The 22,436-nt window shown below is 64.7% G+C and carries 19 protein-coding genes; 8 read left to right on the forward strand and 11 right to left on the reverse strand.

What is annotated here, in order from left to right:
- Window positions 1–29: 29 nt before the first annotated feature.
- Window positions 30–1,307, forward strand: coding sequence for an MFS transporter (locus P0D89_RS11090; protein ID WP_408376533.1), 1,278 nt, complete (start codon window positions 30–32; stop codon window positions 1,305–1,307).
- An 86-nt stretch (window positions 1,308–1,393) separates the two neighbouring features.
- Here P0D89_RS11090 and secF read toward each other — a convergent pair whose 3' ends face one another.
- From secF to queA, 5 genes are all read right to left on the reverse strand, one after another.
- Window positions 1,394–2,344, reverse strand: coding sequence for a protein translocase subunit SecF (secF, locus tag P0D89_RS11095; protein WP_408355201.1), 951 nt, complete (start codon window positions 2,342–2,344; stop codon window positions 1,394–1,396).
- A gap of 18 nt (window positions 2,345–2,362) precedes the next feature.
- Entirely contained in the window at window positions 2,363–4,411 is a 2,049-nt protein-coding gene (gene secD / locus P0D89_RS11100; RefSeq protein ID WP_408355204.1) for a protein translocase subunit SecD, read from the reverse strand.
- Window positions 4,412–4,529: 118 nt separating this feature from the next.
- Window positions 4,530–4,859 carry a preprotein translocase subunit YajC gene (yajC, locus tag P0D89_RS11105; protein ID WP_007179286.1) on the reverse strand — a complete coding sequence of 110 codons (330 nt, stop codon included), beginning with the start codon at window positions 4,857–4,859 and terminating at the stop codon, window positions 4,530–4,532.
- Between the two features lie 197 nt (window positions 4,860–5,056).
- On the reverse strand, window positions 5,057–6,250 hold the full coding sequence (tgt, locus tag P0D89_RS11110; protein ID WP_408376534.1) for a tRNA guanosine(34) transglycosylase Tgt: 1,194 nt from the start codon (window positions 6,248–6,250) through the stop codon (window positions 5,057–5,059).
- A 111-nt stretch (window positions 6,251–6,361) separates the two neighbouring features.
- A complete protein-coding gene (gene queA / locus P0D89_RS11115; RefSeq protein WP_408376535.1) occupies window positions 6,362–7,411 on the reverse strand; it encodes a tRNA preQ1(34) S-adenosylmethionine ribosyltransferase-isomerase QueA in 1,050 nt (349 codons plus the stop codon).
- Window positions 7,412–7,559: 148 nt separating this feature from the next.
- Between queA and recG the strand changes: the two genes are divergently transcribed.
- The 7 genes from recG (at window position 7,560) to ubiA (ending at window position 14,890) form a co-directional block, all read left to right on the forward strand.
- Window positions 7,560–9,893, forward strand: a complete 2,334-nt coding sequence (gene recG, locus P0D89_RS11120) for an ATP-dependent DNA helicase RecG (RefSeq protein ID WP_408376536.1) — start codon at window positions 7,560–7,562, stop codon at window positions 9,891–9,893.
- Window positions 9,894–10,043: 150 nt separating this feature from the next.
- A complete protein-coding gene (locus P0D89_RS11125; RefSeq protein ID WP_408376537.1) occupies window positions 10,044–11,003 on the forward strand; it encodes a LysR substrate-binding domain-containing protein in 960 nt (319 codons plus the stop codon).
- A gap of 199 nt (window positions 11,004–11,202) precedes the next feature.
- On the forward strand, window positions 11,203–11,343 hold the full coding sequence (locus tag P0D89_RS11130) for a hypothetical protein (protein WP_408376538.1): 141 nt from the start codon (window positions 11,203–11,205) through the stop codon (window positions 11,341–11,343).
- Window positions 11,344–11,426: 83 nt separating this feature from the next.
- Window positions 11,427–12,881 carry a catalase gene (locus P0D89_RS11135; protein ID WP_408376539.1) on the forward strand — a complete coding sequence of 485 codons (1,455 nt, stop codon included), beginning with the start codon at window positions 11,427–11,429 and terminating at the stop codon, window positions 12,879–12,881.
- Between the two features lie 100 nt (window positions 12,882–12,981).
- Entirely contained in the window at window positions 12,982–13,143 is a 162-nt protein-coding gene (locus P0D89_RS11140) for a hypothetical protein (protein WP_408376541.1), read from the forward strand.
- A 154-nt stretch (window positions 13,144–13,297) separates the two neighbouring features.
- On the forward strand, window positions 13,298–13,792 hold the full coding sequence (locus P0D89_RS11145; protein ID WP_408355227.1) for a Dps family protein: 495 nt from the start codon (window positions 13,298–13,300) through the stop codon (window positions 13,790–13,792).
- 234 nt (window positions 13,793–14,026) lie between these two features.
- The gene (ubiA, locus tag P0D89_RS11150) at window positions 14,027–14,890 is read left to right on the forward strand and encodes a 4-hydroxybenzoate octaprenyltransferase (RefSeq protein WP_408355230.1); all 864 of its coding nucleotides are present in this window, start codon (window positions 14,027–14,029) and stop codon (window positions 14,888–14,890) included.
- A gap of 251 nt (window positions 14,891–15,141) precedes the next feature.
- On the opposite strand, the gene proC is transcribed toward ubiA, so the two are convergent.
- The 6 genes from proC to P0D89_RS11180 form a co-directional block, all read right to left on the reverse strand.
- The gene (gene proC / locus P0D89_RS11155) at window positions 15,142–15,957 is read right to left on the reverse strand and encodes a pyrroline-5-carboxylate reductase (RefSeq protein ID WP_408376542.1); all 816 of its coding nucleotides are present in this window, start codon (window positions 15,955–15,957) and stop codon (window positions 15,142–15,144) included.
- 48 nt (window positions 15,958–16,005) lie between these two features.
- Window positions 16,006–16,704 carry a YggS family pyridoxal phosphate-dependent enzyme gene (locus P0D89_RS11160; RefSeq protein WP_408376544.1) on the reverse strand — a complete coding sequence of 233 codons (699 nt, stop codon included), beginning with the start codon at window positions 16,702–16,704 and terminating at the stop codon, window positions 16,006–16,008.
- A 39-nt stretch (window positions 16,705–16,743) separates the two neighbouring features.
- Window positions 16,744–17,970, reverse strand: a complete 1,227-nt coding sequence (gene glcF / locus P0D89_RS11165) for a glycolate oxidase subunit GlcF (RefSeq protein WP_408376545.1) — start codon at window positions 17,968–17,970, stop codon at window positions 16,744–16,746.
- An 8-nt stretch (window positions 17,971–17,978) separates the two neighbouring features.
- Window positions 17,979–19,067 carry a glycolate oxidase subunit GlcE gene (gene glcE, locus P0D89_RS11170; protein ID WP_408376546.1) on the reverse strand — a complete coding sequence of 363 codons (1,089 nt, stop codon included), beginning with the start codon at window positions 19,065–19,067 and terminating at the stop codon, window positions 17,979–17,981.
- Between the two features lie 138 nt (window positions 19,068–19,205).
- A complete protein-coding gene (locus P0D89_RS11175; protein ID WP_408376547.1) occupies window positions 19,206–20,699 on the reverse strand; it encodes an FAD-linked oxidase C-terminal domain-containing protein in 1,494 nt (497 codons plus the stop codon).
- A 105-nt stretch (window positions 20,700–20,804) separates the two neighbouring features.
- Entirely contained in the window at window positions 20,805–22,220 is a 1,416-nt protein-coding gene (locus P0D89_RS11180; RefSeq protein WP_408376548.1) for an FAD-linked oxidase C-terminal domain-containing protein, read from the reverse strand.
- Between the last annotated feature and the right edge of the window lie 216 nt (window positions 22,221–22,436).

Below are 22,436 nucleotides of genomic sequence, written 5' to 3' on the forward strand. Positions count from 1 at the left end.
ATAATATTTCGCGCGAACCGGAGATCTGGATGAACGCAACGACAGCAACAGGCATCGTGGGAAGCCGGCGCAATTCATGGCGCGCGGTGATCGCCGCGTCGATCGGCAATGCGCTCGAATGGTTCGACCTGGTGGTGTACGGCTTTTTCGCGGTGACCATCGCGAGGCTGTTTTTTCCGGCTGGCAACGACACGGTCTCGCTGCTGCTGACGCTCGGCACCTTCGGCGTGTCGTTCTTCATGCGGCCGCTCGGGGCGATCGTGATCGGCGCGTATGCGGACCGCGCGGGGCGCAAGGCCGCGCTCACGCTGTCGATCCTGCTGATGATGAGCGGCACGCTGATCATCGCGATCTTGCCGACTTATCAAAGCATCGGCCTCGCCGCGCCGGTGATCCTCGTGATCGCGCGTCTGATGCAGGGCTTTTCGGCCGGCGGCGAGTTCGGCAGCGCGACCGCTTTTCTGGCGGAACACGTGCCGGGGCGGCGCGGCTTCTTCGCGAGCTGGCAGGTGGCGAGCCAAGGTCTGACGACGCTTCTCGCCGCCGGCTTCGGCGTACTGCTCACCGGAAGCCTCGCGCCCGAACAGATGGCGGCCTGGGGCTGGCGCGTGCCGTTCGTCTTCGGTCTGCTGATCGGGCCGGTCGCCTGGTACATTCGCACGAAGCTCGACGAGACGCCTGAGTTCCTCGCTGCGGAAACGACCACGACGCCGTTGCGCGACACCTTCGCGAGCCAGAAGCTGCGGCTGCTGATCGCCATCGGTGTGGTGGTGCTCGGCACCGTATCGACGTATCTGGTGCTGTTCATGCCGACCTATGGCGTGAAGCAGTTGGGGCTCTCGCCGTCGGTGTCGTTCGCCGCGATTGCGCTGACCGGCGTGATCCAGATGATGTTCTCGCCGATGATCGGCCACCTGTCGGACCGGCATGGGCGCACCACGATCATGCTGGTCCCGGCGCTGCTGCTGCTCGTGCTGATCTACCCGGCGTTTCTTTATCTGATCGCGCATCCGAGCTTTGGCACCCTGATCGCGCTGCAGATCGTGTTCGGCTTTCTGATGACCGGCTACTTCGCGGCGCTGCCGGGTTTGCTCTCCGAGATGTTCCCGGTGCAGACGCGTACGACCGGCATGTCGCTCGCGTATAACATCGCCGTGACGATCTTCGGCGGCTTCGGGCCGTTCATTATCGCTTGGCTGATCAGTGCCACGGGTTCGAAGGCTGCGCCGAGCTACTACCTGATTTTTGCCGCGGCGGTGAGTCTCACGGCATTAATGGCGGCGCGTCGCAAGCTGGGGTTTCGCTGACGCAAGGCCACGGCGGCGGTAAACGCAAAAGGCCGGTTCCGAAGAACCGGCCTTTTGCATCAGCGAAATCCGCTGCTACAGCAGAATCAAACTTGCGCACCCGCGTTCGGATCGTTCGGATCGGTGCGGTCCTTCTTGTCCTTCAGCAGATCTTCGCGCTTCACGCCGAGCCACATCGCGAGCGCGGCAGCCACGAACACCGACGAATAGATACCGAACAGAATACCGACCGTCAGTGCCAGAGCGAAGTAGTGCAGCGTCGGGCCGCCGAACAGGAACATCGACAGCACCATCATCTGCGTACAGCCGTGCGTGATGATGGTTCGCGACATCGTGCTGGTGATCGCGTGGTTGATCACCTCGATCACGGTCAGCTTGCGCTCGCGGCGGAAGGTCTCGCGAATCCGGTCGAAGATAACGACCGACTCGTTCACCGAATAGCCGAGCACCGCGAGCACCGCGGCCAGCACCGACAGCGAGAACTCCCACTGGAAGAACGCGAAGAAGCCGAGAATGATTACCACGTCGTGCAAGTTCGCGATCACGCCGGCCACCGCGTACTTCCATTCGAAGCGGAACGACAGGTAGATCACGATGCCGATCACCACGCACGCGAGCGCGAGCAGGCCGTCGGTGGCGAGTTCCTTGCCGACCTGCGGGCCGACGAACTCTACGCGCTGCAACTGCACCTGCGGGGTGTCGGCCTTCAGCGCGCTCATTACCTGGTCGCTCTGTTGCGCGGACGTGTAGCCCTGCTTGAGCGGCAGACGGATCAGCACGTCGCGCGAGGTGCCGAAGTTCTGCACCTGGGCATCAGCGTAACCGAGCTTGGCGAGCGTGCCGCGCACCGGGTCCAGCGGCGCCGCGCCCGGATACTGCACTTCGATCACGGTGCCGCCGGTGAACTCCACCGACAGATGCAGCCCGCGATGTACGAGGAAGAACACAGCGGCAAGGAACGTCAGCAGCGAGATTGCGTTGAAGATCAACGCACGCTGCATGAACGGAATGTCTTTGCGAAAACGGAAAAATTCCATGGTCTTGTTCTCCGGGACTCAGCGGGATGAACCCGGTTTCTGCGGCGTGTTCGACGAACCCGACCCATTGCGGCGACGCACGGTCGGCTTGCCGGCACGCGCCTGCGCGCCGGCCGGGGCCTTCGGCTTCGCCGTGGCCGCAGCGATGGCTTGCGCGGTGTCGGTTGCGGCGTCGTTGTTGCCGAGGTAGGCGGAGGAGCCCGCGGGCGCCGTTTCCGGACGCCATACCTGGCCGATCGCCAGCGTTTTCAGCTTCTTCTTGCCGCCGTACCACCAGTTGACCAAGCCGCGCGAGAAGAACACCGCCGAGAACATCGACGTCAGAATGCCGATACAGTGGACCATCGCGAAGCCGCGCACCGGGCCGGAGCCGAACGCGAGCAGCGCGAGACCGGCGATCAGCGTGGTGACGTTGGAGTCGAGAATCGTCGCCCAGGCATGCGCGTAGCCGTTCTGGATCGCCAACTGCGGCGGCGCGCCGTGGCGCAGCTCTTCACGCACGCGTTCGTTGATCAGCACGTTCGCGTCGATCGCCATACCGAGCGCGAGCGCGATAGCGGCGATACCCGGCAGCGTCAGCGTGGCCTGCAGCATCGACAGCACCGCGATCAGCAGCAGCAGGTTCACGGACAGGCCGATCATCGAGATCACGCCGAACAGCATGTAGTACGCGATCATGAACACGGCGATCGCCGCGAAGCCCCACACCACCGAGTGAAAGCCCTTCTTGATGTTGTCGGCGCCCAGGCTCGGGCCGATCGTGCGTTCTTCGATGATTTCCATCGGCGCGGCGAGCGAACCGGCGCGCAGCAGCAGCGCGAGGTCGGCGGCGGCTTGCGGTGTGGGCTGGCCGGTGATCTGGAAGCGGTCGCCCAGTTCCGACTGGATGGTCGCCACCGTCAGCACTTCGCCCTTGCCGCGCTCGAACAGCACCATCGCCATCGGCTTGCCGATGTTGTCGCGCGACACGCTGCGCAGCGCGCGGCCACCGGCCGAGTCGAGGCGCAGGCTGACCGAGGGACGCTGATGTTCGTCGAAGCCCGCCGACGCGTCGATGATCCGGTCGCCCGTGAAGATGACCTGCTTGCGCAGCAGCACCGGCGTCTGGTTGCCTTGCGTGAACAGCTCGTCGCCCGGCGGCACCGGGTCGGACGGATTCGGATGCGTGTTGACCGGATCGGCGAGGCGCGCTTCGAGCGTCGCCGTGCGGCCGATGATGTCCTTCGCCTTGGCCGTGTCCTGCACGCCCGGCAGCTCGACCACGATGCGGTCCGCGCCTTGCTGCTGGATCACCGGCTCGGCCACGCCGAGTTCGTTCACGCGGTTATGCAGCGTGGTGATGTTCTGCTTGAGCGCGGCGTCCTGTACGGCTCGCTGCACCGCCGGCGTGAACGTGCCGACCAGTTGCAGACCGCCATCCTGGCCAGGTTCCGTGGCCCACTGGAGTTCGCTGATGCTACGGTTGAGCAGCTTGAGCGCCGCGTCTGCCGTGGCCTGATCGGCCAGATTGACCACCACCGACTGGCCCACGCGATTCACGCCGCCGTCGCGCACGTTGTTGTCGCGCAGCATCGTGCGCACGTCCGACGCGTCCGAGTCGAGCTTCTTGTTGAGCGCGCCGGCCATGTCCACTTGCAGCAGGAAGTGCACGCCGCCGCGCAGATCGAGACCGAGGTACATCGGCAGCGCATGCAGCGCGGACAGCCAGGTCGGCGATGCGCTTTGCAGGTTCAGCGCGACGATGAACTGCGGATCGGTCGGATCGCTATTCAGCGACTTTTGCAGCAGGTCCTTGACGCGCAACTGCGTGTCGGTGTCCGGCAGCCGCACGCGAATATTCGCGTTGGTCGTCGAGTTGTCGAACGTGACGGCGGTCGGCTTGATCTGATTGGCGGCGAGCGCGGCTTCGACTGCGGCCAGCGTGGTCGAGTCGAGCCTGACCGTTGCCTTGCCGCTCGACACCTGCACCGCCGGCGCTTCGCCGAACAGGTTGGGCAGCGTGTACACGAGGCCGATGACCAGAGCCACCAGCATCACGGCGTATTTCCAGAGGGGGTAGCGATTCATGAGTGGTCCAACGGGAAGGTTGGCTTGGAAGCGATGCGTCCGGCGATGAGCGCGGGCGATTCAGCACTGGATTGCGTGGATCGCCGGCGAGGCCGCGCCGGACGCGAGAGAGCAGGCCTTACAGCGACTTGATCGTGCCCTTCGGGAGAATCGTCGTGACCGACGCTTTTTGCACGGTGATTTCCGTGCCTTCCGAGATTTCGACGCCGACGTAAGCTTCACCCACCTTGGTCACCTTGCCGACGATGCCGCCGTTCGTCACCACTTCGTCGCCCTTGGCCATCGCGGCGAGCATGTTGCGATGCTCCTTCTGGCGCTTCATTTGCGGGCGAATCATGATGAAGTACAGCACGCCGAACATCAGGATCAGCGGCAGGAAACTCATCAGGTTCGATTCAATGCCACCTGTTGCTGTGCCTTGGGCAAAGGCATTGGAAATGAACGACACGTTGGTCTCTCCGTTATCAGTCAAACGATCAAAAAAATCAGCCGATTATTCTACCACCGGCCAGACGCGGGTCGACGCGGCGAATCGGCTTTGCGATCAAACGTTTAAAGCCTTTTGCGCCGGGTCGCGAAAGTTGATTGTAAGGTTTTCGTCGTCAGGCGCGCGGATTCTTCGGTTGAATCCGCCGCCGGAGGCCGTCATGGCGCCTGTTCGACGCCGCGCGCGCGGTTCTCGTGGAAGCGTTTGCGGAACGGCTCGAACATTTTCGCGTCGATCGCGTCGCGGATTTCCTGCATCAGTTCGAGGTAGTAATGCAGGTTGTGGATCGTGTTCAGCTGCGCGCCGAGGATTTCGCCGACGCGGTGCAGGTGATGCAGATAGCCGCGCGTGAAATTGCGGCAGGTGTAGCAGCCGCATTGCTCGTCGAGCGGGCGCAGCGAATTCTTGTGGGTGGCGTTGCGGATCTTGAGGTCGCCGAAACGCGTGAACAGCCAGCCGTTGCGCGCGTTGCGGGTCGGCATCACGCAGTCGAACATGTCGACGCCGGCCGCGACCCCTGCCACCAGGTCTTCCGGCGTGCCGACGCCCATCAGGTAGTGCGGCTTGTCGGCCGGCAGCTTCGGGCCGATGTGGTTCAGCACGCGCATCATGTCTTCCTTCGGCTCGCCGACCGACAGCCCGCCGATCGCGAGGCCGTGAAAGTCCTTTTCCGCGAGGCCCGCCAGCGACTCGTCGCGCAGGTCCTCGAACATGCCGCCCTGGACGATGCCGAACAGCGCATTCGGATTGCCTAGCCGCCTGAACTCGTCGATCGAGCGCTGCGCCCAGCGCATCGACATGCGCATCGAATCGGCTGCTTCCTTGTGCGAGGTCGGCACGTTGTTGGTCGCGTACGGCGTGCATTCGTCGAACTGCATCACGATGTCCGAGTTCAGCACCTTCTGGATCTGCATCGATACTTCGGGCGACAGGAACAGCTTGTCGCCATTGATCGGCGACGCGAACGTGACGCCGTCTTCGGTGATCTTGCGCAGGTCGCCGAGCGAGAACACCTGGAAGCCGCCGGAGTCCGTCAGGATCGGCTTTTTCCAGCCCATGAAGCCGTGCAGGCCGCCGTGCGCCTCGATGGTCTCCAGACCGGGGCGCAGCCACAGGTGGAAGGTGTTGCCGAGGATGATCTGCGCGTGCATTTCCTCGAGCTCGCGCGGCTGGACCGCCTTCACCGTGCCGTAGGTGCCGACCGGCATGAAGATCGGCGTTTCCACCACGCCGTGATTGAGCGTGACGCGGCCGCGGCGCGCCTGGCCGTCGGTGCCGAGCAGTTCGAATTTGAGGCCGTTGGCGGGGCGCTCGGTGGTCGTTGTTTGTTGCGATTGATGACCGGGGGTCATGAATAACTCCAGTGCTACCGGAAGACAGTCCGGCGCAAATGTTGAAACGCCGCAGGAAGGGTTCGCGGCGGCACAGGGAACTGCAAAAACTTCAAAACGGAGGGGGCGGTTTCAGACGTCGCGCCGCGTGAGCAGCATCGCGTCGCCGTAACTGAAGAACCGGTAACGCTGCTCGATCGCGTGACGATACGCCGCGCGAATCGTCTCGACGCCGGCGAACGCCGATACCAGCATGAGCAACGTCGACTTCGGCAAATGGAAATTGGTCACCAGCCGGTCGACCACCCGGAACCTGTAGCCCGGCGTGATGAAGATGTCGGTTTCCGTGCTGGCCGCGGCAAGCGGGCGGCCGGCGGCTTCGGCGTCGCGCGCGGCGGCTTCGAGCGCGCGCATCGAGGTCGTGCCCACCGCGATCACGCGGTTGCCGCGTGCGCGCGTCGCCGCGATCTTGTCGGCAAGCGATTGCGGCAGGTGATACCACTCGCTGTGCATCTTGTGCTCGGCGAGATTCTCGACCCGCACCGGCTGGAAGGTGCCCGCGCCGACGTGCAGCGTCAGCGTCGCGCGCTCCACGCCGCGGGCGTCGAGTTGCGCGAGCAGCGTGTCGTCGAAATGCAGGCCGGCGGTGGGCGCGGCCACCGCGCCGGGGTTCTGCGCGAACACGGTCTGGTAGCGGGTCTCGTCGGTCGAGTCGGGATCGTGCTCGATGTACGGCGGCAACGGCAGGCGGCCAAATTGCTCGATCAGCGTCAGGCAGTCGTCGGGGAAGTGCAGCGTGTAGAACGGCTCGACCCGCTCGCCGACCGTGACGTCGAACGCGTCCGCGAGACGGATCGTGGTGCCCGGCTGCGGGCTCTTGCTCGCGCGAATCTGCGCGAGCGCCGTACGCTCGCCGGTGAGGCGCTCCACCAGCACTTCGATCTTGCCGCCACTGGCCTTCTGGCCGAGGAACCGCGCCTTCAGGACTTTGGTATCGTTGAAGACCAGCAGATCGCCGGGCTCGATGCACTCGGGCAGGTTGCCGAAGCGCCGGTCGATCAGACGCGCGGCGTCGCCCGTGTTGTCCACTTCGAGCAGACGGCTGGCGCTGCGCTCGGGCAGCGCGACTTGCGCGATCAGCTCGGGCGGCAGATCGAAATCGAAATCGGAAAGCGTAAACATGCGAACGACTGGAAGCGAATTGAAACTGAATTGAGCCGAAGCCGGAACCGGGCGGCTATGATTGCGGGACGCCAGAGCGGCCCGCGCGCCCGCGCGCTGTATGGCGGCGAAACCTTTGACAGCCGATATTGTACTTGCGAAGCAGCCCATGCCTTTGTCCGACCGCCGATTGTCCTCCGCTACCGATGAAGCGGGCGCCGAACCTAAGCGCCGCGTCGCACGGGGCAGCGCGGCGGCGCAGGTGAGCGAGGCCGGCGCCGACGTATTGGCGACGCAAAAGGCGAGCGCCGGGTCTGAAGGTGAAGCCGCGGGTGAAAACCTGGGCGAAAACGCCGGTGAGAAGCCCGCTGATCCGTTCGGTGACAAGCCCGCCGGCAAGCCCGCTGGCAAAGCCACCGCGAAGCCGGCCGCCAAGGGCGCCGTCAAAACCACCGACAAGCTCGCCAAACTCGGCCTCACGCGCGACATCGACCTCGTGCTGCATCTGCCGATGCGCTACGAGGACGAAACCTCGCTGACGCCAATCGGCCAACTGCTGCCGGGCGGCATCGCGCAAACCGAAGGCGTCGTGTTCGACAACGAGATCGCGTACCGGCCGCGCCGGCAGTTGCTGGTGAAGCTGCACGACGACGCAGGCGACGAACTCGTGCTGCGTTTTCTGAACTTCTACGGCTCGCAGGTCAAGCAGATGGCGATCGGCGCGCGGCTGCGGGTGCGCGGCGATGTGCGCGGCGGCTTCTTCGGGATGGAGATGGTGCATCCGGCGGTGCGCGTCGTCGACGAAGATACGCCGCTGCCGCAGGCGCTCACGCCGGTCTACCCGAGCACCGCGGGCGTCACGCAGGCGTATCTGCGCAAATCGATCGACAACGCATTGGCGCGCACGTCGCTGCCGGAGTTGCTGCCCGAGCCGGTCGCGCAAGCGTTCCTGCAGCCGCTCGGCGTGCCGTCGCTGATGGACGCCGTGCGCACGCTGCATCATCCGGGCGCGCAATCCGACGAGACCGCGCTGATCGACGGCACGCATCCGGCGTGGGTGCGCATCAAGTTCGAGGAGCTGCTCGCGCAGCAGATGTCGCTCAAGCGCGCGCACGAAGAGCGCCGCACGCGCGCCGCGCCCGCCATGCCGCGCCGCAAGCTGGGCGACGAGTCCGCGCTGGTGGCGCGCCTGCTGAAGGCGCTGCCGTTTTCGCTGACGGCGGCGCAGGAGCGCGTCGGCGGCGAGATCGCGCTCGATCTGACGCAGCCTCATCCGATGCAGCGGCTGCTGCAAGGCGACGTCGGCAGCGGCAAGACGATCGTCGCCGCGCTGGCCGCCGCGCAGGCCATCGACGCCGGCTACCAGGCCGCGCTGATGGCGCCGACCGAAATCCTCGCCGAGCAGCACGCGCGCAAGCTGCGCGGCTGGCTGGAGCCGCTCGGCGTGAGTGTCGCGTGGCTGGCGGGCAGTCTGAAGACCAAGGAAAAGCGCGCCGCAATCGAAGCCGCCGCGCTCGGCACCGCGCAGCTCGTGATCGGTACCCACGCGATCATTCAGGACGCGGTGGAGTTCGCCCGCCTCGGGCTCGTGATCGTCGACGAACAGCACCGCTTCGGCGTCGCGCAACGGCTCGCGCTGCGCGCCAAGGCGCAAAACGCCGCCGACGGCGCGAGCGACTTCCAGCCGCATCAACTGATGATGTCCGCGACGCCGATTCCGCGCACGCTCGCGATGACCTATTACGCCGACCTCGATGTGTCGACCATCGACGAATTGCCCCCCGGACGCACGCCGATCCTGACCAAGCTCGTGTCCGACGCGCGGCGCGACGAGGTGACTGGCCGCGTGCGCGAGGCGGCGTTGACGGGGCGTCAGGTGTACTGGGTGTGTCCGCTGATCGAGGAAAGCGAGACCTTGCAGTTGCAGACCGCAGTCGAGACTTACGAGACGCTGGTCGCCGCGCTGCCCGAGCTGAATGTCGGCCTCGTGCACGGGCGTCTTACGCCCGCCGAGAAGGCGGCCGTGATGGAGGCGTTCACCCGCAACGAAGTGCAGCTGCTGGTCGCGACCACGGTGATCGAAGTGGGGGTCGACGTGCCGAATGCGTCGCTGATGGTGATCGAGCATGCGGAGCGCTTCGGCCTTGCGCAGCTGCATCAGCTGCGCGGCAGGGTGGGGCGCGGTAGCGCGGCGTCGGTGTGCGTGCTGCTTTACACGGGACCGCTGTCGATGACAGCGCGTGCCCGCTTGCAGACCATGCGCGAGACGACCGACGGCTTCGAGATCGCGCGGCGCGACCTCGAGATTCGCGGACCGGGCGAGTTTCTGGGCGCTCGCCAGTCGGGAGCGGCGATGCTGCGGTTTGCCGATCTCGAAAACGACCAGTGGTTGATCGACCCCGCCCGCGAGGCAGCCGCGGTTTTGCTCGACAAATATCCCGAGGTGGTGCTGCGGCATCTGGCGCGGTGGCTCGGCGCGCGTGAGCAGTACCTGAAGGCGTGATTCTGGTTTGATGTCGGCCAGCGTGCGGGTGGCTGTCGGAAGGATCTTCCCCTAAGTCAGCCCGCCCGCCAAAAAACCAGAGGTTGGCGAACCGACCCTATAGGTGTATAACTAGAACCTATCAAATTCATCGCACTGATTGGTCCCCGAATGACGCTCACCGAATTGAAATACATCGTTGCAGTTGCCCGCGAGCGGCACTTCGGCCGGGCCGCTGAAGCGTGCTTCGTCAGCCAGCCGACTCTGTCGGTGGCGATCAAGAAGCTCGAAGACGAACTGAACGTGCAGATTTTCGAGCGCGGCACCAGCGAAGTCAGTGTCACGCCGATCGGCGAGCAGATCGTCACGCAAGCCCAGCGCGTGCTCGAACAGACGCTCGCAATCAAGGAAATCGCCAAACAGGGCAAAGACCCGCTGGTCGGGCCGCTGCGGCTCGGCGTGATCTACACAATCGGGCCGTACCTGTTGCCCACGTTCGTCAAGCAGATGATCAAGCGCGTCCCGCAGATGCCGTTGATGCTGCAGGAAAATTACACGCTCAAGCTGATCGAACTGCTCAAGCAGGGCGAAATCGACGTCGCGGTCATGGCGCTGCCGTTCCCTGAAACGGGTCTGATGCTGCGTCCGCTGTATGACGAACCGTTCGTCGTCGCGCTGCCGTCCGGCCACGCGTGGGAAAACCGCCAGAAAATCGACGCCGACGATCTGAAGCAGGAAACCATGCTGCTGCTCGGCAGCGGCCACTGTTTCCGCGACCACGTGCTCGGCGTGTGCCCGGAACTGATGCGTTTTTCGCAGAACGCCGACGGCATCCAGAAGACTTTCGAAGGGTCGTCGCTGGAGACCATCCGTCATATGGTCGCGAGCGGCGTCGGGATTACCGTGCTGCCGCGCATGTCGGTGCATGAGGTCAAGCCGCATGCGGGCGGCATCGACGCGGGCCTGCTCAGCTACGTCGCGTTCGACGAACCCGTGCCGGATCGCCGCGTCGTGCTGGCGTGGCGCAAGAGCTTTACGCGCATGCCCGCGATCGACGCCATTTGCGACGCGATCAGCGCCTGCGAACTGCCTGGCGTGAAGAAGCTCGATCTGCCCGCCGCCGTCAGTTGAGATTTCGCATCTCTTGTAGCAACGCTGGCTGCGGGTGCGGACGCCCGCAGCCAGCTTGGCGCCCGTTCCGCGCGTGCGGAAAACCGCGAAGCCTATCGAATAGATAGAATCAATCAACCACTAGTATTTAATAGCGTTGCTATAGTTTCCTCCATGGATCGCCCGATCCCTTATTTGTTCGATAAGACCGGAGGACATCATGACGCAGCCGAATTCGCAGCCAATCCACGCTCTCTTTGCTCAACCGGTCGGCGCCGTTGCCGGCGGCGTGAGCGCATTGGCGCCAGGCATGCGCACCGTCGCGTTCTCCCTGCTGGTCGATCGGGCCTTGTCCGCCTGACGCATCAGTTCGCAACAGATTCCGGCATCCGTGTGCCGCGGCTCTTTCCCTATTCGTTTCGATAAACCCCACAGGAGTGACGCATGTCCGAACGTAAGCTCACCAATGCTGGCGGCGCACCCGTCGCCGACAATCAGAACTCGATGACCGCCGGCGCGCGCGGCCCGGTCGTCTTGCAAGACGTCTGGTTGCTCGAAAAGCTCGCCCATTTCGATCGCGAAGTGATTCCCGAACGCCGCGTGCACGCCAAGGGTTCGGGCGCCTTCGGCACGCTGAAGGTCACGCACGACATCTCGCGCTACACGAAGGCCAAGGTATTCGCGCAAGTCGGCAAGGAAACGCCGCTTTTCATGCGCTTTTCGACGGTGGCCGGCGAACGCGGCGCGGCCGACGCGGAACGCGATGTGCGCGGCTTCTCGATCAAGTTCTACACGGAGGAGGGCAACTGGGACGTGGTCGGCAACAACACGCCGGTGTTCTTCATTCGCGATCCGCTGAAGTTTCCGGACTTCATCCACACGCAAAAGCGCGATCCGTACACCAACATGCGCAGCAATGTCGCCGCGTGGGATTTCTGGTCGCGTCATCCGGAGTCGCTGCATCAGGTCACGATTCTGATGAGCGACCGCGGCATTCCGCGCAATTACCGGCAGATGCACGGCTTCGGTTCGCACACGTACTCGTTTATCAACGCGAACAACGAGCGCTTCTGGGTGAAGTTCCACTTCAAGTCGCTGCAAGGCATCGAAAACTTCACCGATGCCGAAGCGGCACAGGTGGTCGCGCAAGACCGTGAAAGCGCGCAACGCGATCTGGTCGGCAATATCGACGCGGGCAACTTCCCGAAATGGCGCTTCGCGATTCAGGTGATGCCCGAAGCGGAAGCGGCGAACTATCGCTTCAATCCGTTCGACATCACGAAAGTGTGGTCGCAAAAGGACTATCCGTTGATCGATGTCGGCACGATCGAGCTGAACCGCAATGCCGCGAACTATTTCGCGGATGTGGAGCAGGCGGCATTCACGCCGGCCAACGTGGTGCCCGGCATCGGCTTCTCGCCGGACCGTCTGTTGCAAGGCCGGCTGTTCTCGTACGGCGACACGCAGCGCTATCGCCTCGGCATCAATCACCACCAGATTCCGGTGAATGCCCCGCGCGTGCCGAGCCCGCATTCGTTCCATCGCGACGGCGCGATGCGCTCGGACGGCAATCTCGGCGGCAACGTGAACTACGAGCCGAACCGCTTCGGCGACTTCGCGCAGGACCCGAACGCGTCGGAGCCGCCGCTCGCGGCGGGCGCGGTGGATCGCTACGATCATCGCGCGGACGATGACTACTACACGCAGCCGGGCATGTTGTTCGCGCTGTTCGACGCGGCGCAACGGCAGCGTCTGTTCGGCAACATCGCGCGGCATATCGACGGTGTGCCGCAGGACATCGTCGCACGGCAGATCGAGCATTTCCGCCGCGCCGATCCGGCTTACGCGGAAGGTGTGATCGCCGCTATGGCCGAGCTGGCCGAAGGCCGGAAGAAGTAATCAACTAGCGGCTGAAACTGGTTGAAGTGCTGCAGTAAAGCGGGACGCGTCCGCGTCCCGCTGGTAACGATACGAAGCAATACGAAGCGGGAGTACGGTCATGATCCAGACGATGATTGCCGCGCCAGGCGGCTCGCGGGCCGCACGCGGTGCGCAAGGGCAACAGACGTTCATGCTGCGCAAGGCGGTCGGTTTCGCGATCGTCGCGAGCGGCCTCGCGGTGCTTGTCGTGCAGGCGTTGCAGCACGCGCTGGGCGGCTGATCGCAGCCCGGCCGCCCATGCGGCAGGCGAGCGCACGTCACGCGAACGCAGCGGATTTCCAGGCTAAACTGTCGAGCGTTCGATGTTTCGCGTTTACCATCCGCAAAACCGCCACTTTGCCGACCGGTTCGTATCACTCTTCAAAGGAGTCATCATGGCCAAGAAAGAAGCCGCAGTCGTACAGCACGTCAATATCGGGATCAGCGACAAGGATCGCAAGAAGATTGCAGAAGGGCTGTCGCGTTTGCTCGCCGACACCTACACGTTGTACCTGAAGACCCACAACTTCCACTGGAACGTCACGGGTCCGATGTTCAATACGCTGCACCTGATGTTCGAAACGCAATACAACGAACTCGCGCTGGCAGTCGATTCGATCGCCGAACGCATCCGCGCGCTGGGTGTGCATGCCCCGGGCAGCTACAAGGATTTCGCGAAGCTGTCGTCGATTCCGGAAGCGGACGGCGTGCCGGCCGCAGAAGAAATGATCCGCCAACTGGTGGAAGGCCAGGAAGCCGTCGTGCGTACCGCACGCGAGATTTTCCCGTCGACGGAAGCCGCCAACGACGAGCCGACCGCCGATCTGCTGACGCAACGCATGCAGACGCACGAAAAGACCGCCTGGATGTTGCGCTCGATGCTGGCCTAAGCATTACCGCGCCGCTCAACTTGATGAGCGAGCCGCCTTCATTCAGGCGCTCACGTGTCGCACTGAAACAGAACCAAGCCTTCCCTTGCGGAAGGCTTTGTTTTTTCGGCGGCAGTTGGCAGGCCGCTCTCTGAATGAAAGGCGGCCTTTTCGCACCAGGCCAGCGCGGAAGCTTGCCGCCGCCGGCATCCCGTAAAATAGTCGCACCGTCTTCGCACTTCACCGATTCCGCCCATGTTCGCCCGACTTCCTCTGTATCTGCGGCTCGTCCGCATGGACAAGCCGATCGGCAGCCTGCTGCTGCTGTGGCCGACGCTCAACGCACTGTGGATCGCATCCGACGGTCATCCGTCGTGGCCGCTGCTGGTGATCTTCACCGTGGGCACGGTACTGATGCGCTCGGCGGGCTGCGCGATCAACGACTACGCGGATCGTGATTTCGACCGCTACGTGAAGCGCACGGAAAATCGTCCGATCACGTCGGGCAAGATCAAGGCATGGGAAGCGGTCGTGCTGGCGGCGGGATTGTCGCTGCTCGCGTTTCTGCTGATCCTGCCGCTGAATTCGCTGACCAAGGAGCTTTCGGTGGCCGCGTTGTTCGTCGCCGGTTCGTATCCGTTCACCAAGCGTTTCTTTGCGATTCCGCAGGCTTATCTCGGCATCGCGTTCGGCTTTGGCATTCCGATGGCGTTCGCTGCGATTCAGGACCACGTGCCGATGCTTGCGTGGGTGATGCTGCTTGCCAACGTATTCTGGTCGGTCGCGTACGACACCGAATATGCGATGGTCGATCGCGACGACGACATCAAGATCGGCATCCGCACTTCGGCGTTGACGTTCGGCCGCTTCGACGTGGCCGCGATCATGCTGTGCTATGCGGTGACGCTGGGGATTTACGTCGGCATCGGCGTGATGCTCGGTTTCGGCGTGCTGTACTGGCTGGGCTGGGCGGGGGCGGTGGGCTGCGCGGTCTACCACTACACGCTGATTCGTAACCGCGAGCGGATGGCGTGCTTCGCCGCGTTCAGGCATAACAACTGGCTAGGCGGCGCGTTGTTTGCGGGGATTGCCGCGCATTATGCGGTGGCTTCGTTCTGATTCTTGCCGCGCGTCGTGGGCGGCTGCCTGCCTACTTCCGCCTTCTACTCGACACAGATGCCGCAGCGGTTTGTGGCGACACGGCGCGTCGCGTTAATCCTGTTGCGCGGCATCCGCGCTTTTCCATGCCGTAGGCGCCCGCCCAATTCGAACTCGGGCGTTGCGTCCTACGAAGTACTTCCTTTCCCGCCAGGCGAAAGCGTTATCAGGCGCAGTCGCAACTCAAGCTAAAAGCGCCGCGCCAAACGCGCTCACTGCTTGCCGAACTCGTCGCCCATTTCGCGCGCGCGCGCATCGGCGGCGAGCGCGCCGCGCACGATCGCATCCTTGATGCCGCTCGCGTCGAACGACGCCAGCGCCGCGGCCGTCGTGCCGCCCTTCGACGTCACCCGTTCGCGCAACACGCTCGGCGGCTCGTCGGAATTCGCCGCCAGTTGGGCCGCACCGGTGAAGGTCGCGACGGCCAGCGCGCGGCCTTGCGCTTCATCCATGCCGAGCTGGCGCGCGGCTTCCTGCAACGCTTCGATGAAATAGAACACGTAGGCCGGCCCGCTGCCCGAGATCGCGGTGACAGCGTCGATCTTCGCTTCTTCGTCGAACCAGACCGTTTCGCCGACCGCGCCGAGCACCTGCGAAGCGAGCGTGCGGCCCGCTTCGTCGACGCTGCCGGTCGCGACGAGGCCCGTCACCCCCATGCCGATCAGCGCCGGCGTATTCGGCATCACGCGCACGATGCGGCCGTGGCCATTCAGCCAGCGTGACATGTCGCCCATGCGAATGCCCGCGACGATGCTGATCGCCAGTTGCGACGCGCTCAGATGCGGCGCCAGCGCTTGCGCGACGCTCTTCAGGATCTGCGGCTTCACCGCCAGCACGACGGCGTCGTATTCGGCGAGCGCGGCGTCGGCGGCTGCGCCGGTGCGGATGCCGAACTGCTGCTCATTGCGCTTGCGCGCCTCTTCGTTGGGGTCGATCGCGTAGAGGTCTGCGGGGGCGACGCCACGCTTGATGAGGCCGCCGATCAATGCCGCGGCCATGTTGCCGCCGCCGATAAAAGCAATTTTCATGATGTTCCGAATGAGGTTCGGTGAAGAGCCCGCGGAGGCTCGGAAAGGTCAGTGAGAGTAGTCGCGTGCGCCGAAGATCGCGGTGCCGATGCGCACGATCGTCGCGCCTTCGAGCACGGCCGCTTCGAGGTCGCTGGACATGCCCATCGACAGCGTGTCGAGTTCGAGTCCGTCGGCGCGCAGACGCTCGAACAGCTCGCGCAACTGGCGATGCGGTGCACGTTGCGCGTCCGTGTCGCCGGCCGGCTCGGGAATCGACATCAGCCCGCGCAACGTCAGCTTCGGCAACGCGGCGATCTGCTGCGCGACTTCGACCGCCTCGGCAATGCCGACGCCGCTTTTCGATGCCTCGCCGCTGATGTTGACCTGCAAACACACGTTCAGCGGCGGCAGATTGTCAGGGCGCTGCTCGGAGAGCCGTTGGGCGATCTTCAGGCGATCGACCGAATGCACCCAGTCGAAATGCTCGGCGACTGCCCGCGTCTTGTTCGATTGCAAAGGACCGATGAAGTGCCATTCGAGCGACGCGCGCAGATCGGCGAGCGTCTCGATCTTGGCCAGGGCTTCCTGCACGTAGTTCTCGCCGAACGCGCGCTGGCCGGCGGCGTGCGCGGCGCGTACATCGTTGGCGGGGAAGGTCTTCGAGACCGCGAGCAGCGTGACCGAGCACGCGTCGCGCCCGGCCGCGTGCGCGGCCGAGGCGATGCGTTGCCGCACCGCTTCGAGGTTGTGAGTCAGATCGGGCATGGAACGGAACCGGTAGTTCAGCGAATGGCGATCACCGGATTATACGGACAGCATGTGCTCGACCAATTCGATCCAATGCGCGACCGGCGTCGACGTGCCGCTTTGCAGATGCGCAATGCAGCCGACGTTTGCCGACACGATCAACTGCGGCTCCTGTGCGTGCAACCGCTCGAGCTTCTGATCGCGCAGCGCATACGAGAGCCTCGGCTGCGTGAGCGAGTAAGTGCCGGCCGAGCCGCAGCACAGGTGACTGTCCGCGGGCAGGCGCACTTCGACGCCGAGTGCGGTGAGCAGATGCTCGACCTGGCCGCGCACCTGCTGACCATGTTGCAGCGTGCAGGGCGGATGAAACGCCACCGTATGAACCGAGCGGCGGCGCGTGATCGCAGTCAGCGCTTCTTCGAACTCGGGCAGGATCTCCGAGATATCACGCGTCAATTCGACGATGCGGCGCGCCCTTTCCGCATACGCCGGATCGTGGCGCAACAGGTGCGCGTACTCCTTGACCGTCGCGCCGCAGCCGGACGCGTTCATCACGATCGCCTCGACGCCCTGCTCGACATACGGCCACCATGCGTCGATGTTGGCGCGCAGGTCGTCGAGCGCTTCGTCGTTGAAGCCCAGATGCAGGCGGATCGCGCCGCAGCAGCCGGCATCCGGCGCGATCACGGTTTCCACGCCGAGCGCATCGAGCACCCGCGCGGTCGCGATGTTGACGTTCGGCATCATCGACGGTTGCACGCATCCCGCTAGCATCAGCATCTTGCGCGGGTGTTTCGCGCTCGGCCATTCCAGTGGACGCTGCCGCGCGGGCACCTTGTCGCGCAGTTTCTTCGGCAGGACGCGGCGGAAGTGCTGGCCGATGCGCATGGTCGGCGTGAACACCGCGCTGTTCGGCACGAAGGTCGCGAGCAGCCGCCGCGTGAGCCGCTGGCCCAGCGGACGGGTGACTTTCTCTTCAGTGAGCTTGCGGCCGATTTCCACCAGCCGGCCGTATTGCACGCCGGACGGACACGTGGTTTCGCAGGCGCGGCAAGTTAGGCAGCGGTCCAGATGGATCTGGGTGCTGCGCGTGACCGGCGCGCCTTCGACCATCTGCTTGATCAGATAGATGCGCCCGCGCGGGCCGTCGAGTTCGTCGCCGAGCAACTGGTAGGTCGGGCAGGTGGCAGTGCAGAAACCGCAATGCACGCAATTGCGCAGAATGGCGTCGGCTTCGTCGCCATCAGGCGTATTGCGAATGAAGTCCGCGAGGTTGGTTTGCATCGCGTCGCTCAGAAGTCGGGGTAGAGACGGCCGCGATTGAAGATGCGGGCCGGGTCGAAAGCGCTTTTCAGACCGCGATGGATTTTCATCAGCGGCGCGGGCAGCGGGGTGAACACGCCGGCGCTGCGGTCGTAGCCGTGGCCGGTGCGAAAGATCGTGGCATGACCGCCGGCCTGCTTCGCGCTGATGCGCACGGTTTGCGCGTCGGCGTCGGTGATCCACCAGCGCTGGCCGCCGCCCCATTCCATCAATTGGGCGCCGGGCAGTTGCATCGGCTCGGTGATGGACGGCAGCGCGAGACGCCAGAGCGCAGCTTTCGGCGGGATGGCCGCGAAGAACGAGTCGGTCTGCTCGCGCAAGCCGGCCCAGAAACGTTCCGCTTCGACCGCATCCACCACTTCGCCGCCAAGCGATGTGCGCGCCGACTTAACCGCCGCTTCGGCCCCCGCCAGGCGCACTGCGAGCGTACCGTGACGCCACGCGCTCGCGGAGATCGGCAGCGGCCGGCCGCCCCATTCGTTCAGCTTACGAACCGCATCGGTGCCGTTCATGTCGAACTTGAGCGTGGCTTCGGCCTGCGGCAGCGGCAGCACCTTGATCGACAATTCGAGGATCAAACCGAGCGTGCCGAGCGAGCCGGCCATCAGACGCGAAACGTCGTAGCCGGCGACGTTCTTCACCACCTGACCGCCGAAGTGCAATTCCTGCCCCTGACCGTTCATGATGACCGCGCCCAGCACGAAGTCGCGTGCCGCGCCAGCCGCGGCGCGGCGCGGACCGGCGATGCCGGCGGCGATGCAGCCGCCGAAGGTGGCCTGCGGCCCGAAGTGCGGCGGCTCGAAGGCGAGCATCTGATCGTGATCGGCCAGGGCGGCTTCGATCTCCAGCAGGGGCGTGCCCGCACGCGCGGTGATGACCAGTTCCGCCGGATCGTACGCGATGATGCCGCGATAAGCGCGCGTGTCGAGGATGTCACCTTCCAGCGTCTGACCATACCAGTCTTTGGTGCCGCCGCCACGGATGCGCAACGCGTGTCCCTCGGCGCTGGCCGAACGTACGCGTTCCGACCATACGGCGACGATGTCGTCCTCTTCCATGGTGTCCTGCTTCGTTGTGTTTCGTTTGATTGTACCGGGCGGGGGCTCGCTGGCAACCAGGAGCGGACCCGCATCGGGTAATCAGGGTAGGCACCGTGAAACGCCGCCGAAGCGGCCTGGTCATGCGCGGTGGGTACGCTAGAAACGCGGCAGTTCGGGGTGAGGCAGCAGGCCGCCGCGCACGTGCATCTTGCCGTACTCGGCGCAGCGCGCTCGCGTGGGAATGCCCTTGTCGGGGTTCAGCAGGCCAGGTGCGTCGAAGGCTCGCTTGACCGCGTGGAACGTGTCGCGCTCTTCGGGCGAAAACTGCACGCACATCGAATTGATCTTCTCGATGCCGACGCCATGCTCGCCCGTCACCGTGCCGCCCAGTTCGACGCAGGCTTCGAGGATGTCGCAACCGAACGCCTCGGCGCGGTGCCACTCGTCCTGGTCGTTGCCGTTGAAGAGGATCAACGGGTGCATGTTGCCGTCGCCGGCGTGGAACACGTTGATGCAGCGCAGGCGATAGGTTTTCTCCATCGCTTCGATGCGTGCGAGCAGCGGGCCGATACTGCGGCGCGGCACGGTGCCGTCCATGCAGTAGTAGTCCGGTGAAATGCGGCCGGCGGCCGGAAACGCATTTTTGCGGCCGGACCAGAAGCGCAGCCGCTCGGCTTCCGAGCGCGAAATCTGGATGCGAGTGGCGCCCTGTTCGCGCAGCACCGCGGTCATGCGCACGATTTCGTCGGCGACTTCTTCGGGCGTGCCGTCCGACTCGCATAGCAGGATCGCGGCCGCGTCGAGGTCGTAGCCCGCGTTGACGAATTGCTCGACGGCGCGCGTGGCGGGCTTGTCCATCATCTCCAGCCCCGCCGGGATGATGCCCGCGGCGATAATGCCGGCGACCGCGTCGCCGCCTTTCACGACGTCGTCGAAACTGGCCATGATGACCTGCGCGGTTTGCGGCTTCGGGATCAGCTTGACGGTGACCTCGGTGACGATCGCGAACATGCCCTCGCTGCCGATCAGCACGGCGAGCAGATCGAGACCGGGCGCGTCCGGCGCGAGCGAGCCGAATTCGACGACCTCGCCTTCCATCGTCACGGCGCGCACGCGCAATACGTTGTGCACGGTGAGGCCGTACTTGAGGCAATGCACGCCGCCGGAGTTCTCCGACACGTTGCCGCCGATCGTGCAGGCGATCTGCGACGACGGGTCGGGCGCGTAGTACAGCCCATACGGCGCGGCGGCTTCGGAAATCGACAGATTGCGCACGCCCGGCTGCACCGTGGCGGTTCGCGCATACGAGTCGACTTCGACGATCTTCCGGAAGCGCGCGAGCGACACCACCACGCCGTGACGGATCGGCATCGCGCCGCCGGACAAGCCGGTGCCCGCGCCGCGCGGCACGATCGGCACGTCGAGCCGGTGGCAGATCTGCACGATGCGCTGGACCTGCGATTCCGTTTCCGGCAATGCGACCGCGAGCGGCAGACGCCGGTAGGCGGCGAGGCCGTCGCATTCGTAGGCGACGGTGTCTTCCTCGCGGTACAGAAGACAGTGGGTCGGCAACACGGCCATCAGCGCCTGCACGACTTCGCGCTGGCGCTGGGCGAGTACTTCAGGCGTCAGTTCAGCGGGTGCGTTCATGTGACTTGTCTCCTCGTGCCTTTCGCCCATCTTGCTCTTGTTGCGAGCTGTTTTATTTCGCAGGCGGCGCTGCCACGTCGCAACGCCGCCGTGCCTGACAATGCGTCAAGCCGCCCAGGCGAATATCTTGCCCGGGTTCATCAGATTGCGCGGATCGAGTGCATGCTTGATGGAGCGCATGGTGTCGACGGCGACGTCGCCGTGCTCTTCGAGCAGGAAGCCCATCTTGTGCAGGCCGACGCCATGCTCGCCGGTGCAGGTGCCGTCCATGCGCAGCGCGCGTTGCACGATGCGATGATTCAGGCGCTCGGCTTCTTCGAGCTCTTCGGGCTTGTCCGGGTCGATCAGGATTGCGACGTGGAAGTTGCCGTCGCCGACATGGCCGACGATCGGGCAGGGCAGCGGCGATGCTCGCAGGTCCTGCTCCGTTTCCACCACGCATTCGGCAAGGCGCGAGATCGGCACGCAGACGTCGGTCGTGACCGCGCGGCAGCTGGGCTTCAGCTGCAGCATCGCGAAGTAGGCGTTGTGACGCGCGTTCCACAGGCGGCTGCGGTCTTCCGGACGCGTCGCCCATTCGAAGCCTTCGCCGGCATTCTGCGCGGCGATCTCCTCTACCAGTTCGGCCTGCTCTTTCACGCCCGCTTCGGTGCCGTGGAATTCGAAGAACAGCGTGGGCGCTTCGCGCAGTGTCAGATTCGAATGGCGGTTGATCGAGCGGATCGCGAGCGAGTCGACGAACTCCACGCGCGCGATCGGCACGCCGATCTGGATCGTTTCGATGACCGCGCGCACCGCGTCGCCCATCGACGGAAACGCGCACACCGCGGCGGAGACCGCTTCCGGTTGTGGATACAGACGCACAGTGATTTCGGTGATCACGCCGAGCGTGCCTTCCGAGCCGACGAACAGACGCGTGAGGTCGTAACCCGCCGACGATTTGCGTGCCCGCGTACCGGTCTTGATCACGCGGCCGTCGGCCAGCACGACGGTCAGGCCGAGCACGTTCTCGCGCATCGTGCCGTAGCGCACGGCGTTGGTGCCCGAAGCACGCGTGGCCGACATGCCGCCGATGCTCGCGTCCGCGCCGGGGTCGATTGGGAAGAACAGGCCCGTGTCGCGCAGCGCCTCGTTCAACTGCTTGCGCGAGATGCCGGGCTCGACGGTGACGGTGAGGTCTTCGGCGTTGATGGACAGCACGCGGTTCATTTCCGACAGGTCGATCGACACGCCGCCTTGCACCGCGAGCAGATGGCCTTCGAGCGACGAACCATTGCCGTACGGAATGATCGGCACGTTGTACTGGCCGCACAGTTTGACGGCAGCTTGCACGTCTTCGGTGTTGCGTGCGAACACGACCGCGTCGGGCAGTTGGGGATCGAACGGCGATTCGTCGCGGCCATGATGGGCGCGCACGGCTTCGGCGACCGACACGCGCTCGCCGAAGACGCCCTTGAGCGCGTCGAGCAATTCAGCGGGAAACGGCCGGCGCAGCGGGGCCGGCGGCACGGGATGATTCACGCATGTCTCCTGATATTTGGGGCAGGGCTGGTTTGCAGCAGGTGTTTCATTTTACGCCGGTCGCCCGTGGGCCGGCGTCGGGCCGGGCCATCGCTCCTATAATGGCGGCGACTTTACGATGCGCGCAATATGGATAAACGCGGTGGCCGAAGGGGCGCTTGTGCTTCTTCACGCTGCTGCACGCTTTTCAAGCCATGTTGGACGGACGCATCGTCA

The organism is Paraburkholderia sp. RL18-085-BIA-A (assembly GCF_046027075.1).
Classification (GTDB): domain Bacteria; phylum Pseudomonadota; class Gammaproteobacteria; order Burkholderiales; family Burkholderiaceae; genus Paraburkholderia.

Coding starts and splice junctions, on each gene's coding strand:
- proC (WP_408376542.1), bottom strand. CDS start 15,957: ATGAAAATTGCTTTTATCGGCGGCGGCAACATGGCCGCGGCATTGATC.
- queA (WP_408376535.1), bottom strand. CDS start 7,411: ATGTTTACGCTTTCCGATTTCGATTTCGATCTGCCGCCCGAGCTGATC.
- secD (WP_408355204.1), bottom strand. CDS start 4,411: ATGAATCGCTACCCCCTCTGGAAATACGCCGTGATGCTGGTGGCTCTG.
- glcE (WP_408376546.1), bottom strand. CDS start 19,067: ATGGAAGAGGACGACATCGTCGCCGTATGGTCGGAACGCGTACGTTCG.
- P0D89_RS11090 (WP_408376533.1), top strand. CDS start 30: ATGAACGCAACGACAGCAACAGGCATCGTGGGAAGCCGGCGCAATTCA.
- P0D89_RS11145 (WP_408355227.1), top strand. CDS start 13,298: ATGGCCAAGAAAGAAGCCGCAGTCGTACAGCACGTCAATATCGGGATC.
- P0D89_RS11135 (WP_408376539.1), top strand. CDS start 11,427: ATGTCCGAACGTAAGCTCACCAATGCTGGCGGCGCACCCGTCGCCGAC.
- P0D89_RS11160 (WP_408376544.1), bottom strand. CDS start 16,704: ATGCCCGATCTGACTCACAACCTCGAAGCGGTGCGGCAACGCATCGCC.
- ubiA (WP_408355230.1), top strand. CDS start 14,027: ATGTTCGCCCGACTTCCTCTGTATCTGCGGCTCGTCCGCATGGACAAG.
- P0D89_RS11175 (WP_408376547.1), bottom strand. CDS start 20,699: ATGAACGCACCCGCTGAACTGACGCCTGAAGTACTCGCCCAGCGCCAG.
- P0D89_RS11130 (WP_408376538.1), top strand. CDS start 11,203: ATGACGCAGCCGAATTCGCAGCCAATCCACGCTCTCTTTGCTCAACCG.
- P0D89_RS11140 (WP_408376541.1), top strand. CDS start 12,982: ATGATCCAGACGATGATTGCCGCGCCAGGCGGCTCGCGGGCCGCACGC.
- secF (WP_408355201.1), bottom strand. CDS start 2,344: ATGGAATTTTTCCGTTTTCGCAAAGACATTCCGTTCATGCAGCGTGCG.
- tgt (WP_408376534.1), bottom strand. CDS start 6,250: ATGACCCCCGGTCATCAATCGCAACAAACAACGACCACCGAGCGCCCC.
- glcF (WP_408376545.1), bottom strand. CDS start 17,970: ATGCAAACCAACCTCGCGGACTTCATTCGCAATACGCCTGATGGCGAC.
- recG (WP_408376536.1), top strand. CDS start 7,560: ATGCCTTTGTCCGACCGCCGATTGTCCTCCGCTACCGATGAAGCGGGC.
- P0D89_RS11125 (WP_408376537.1), top strand. CDS start 10,044: ATGACGCTCACCGAATTGAAATACATCGTTGCAGTTGCCCGCGAGCGG.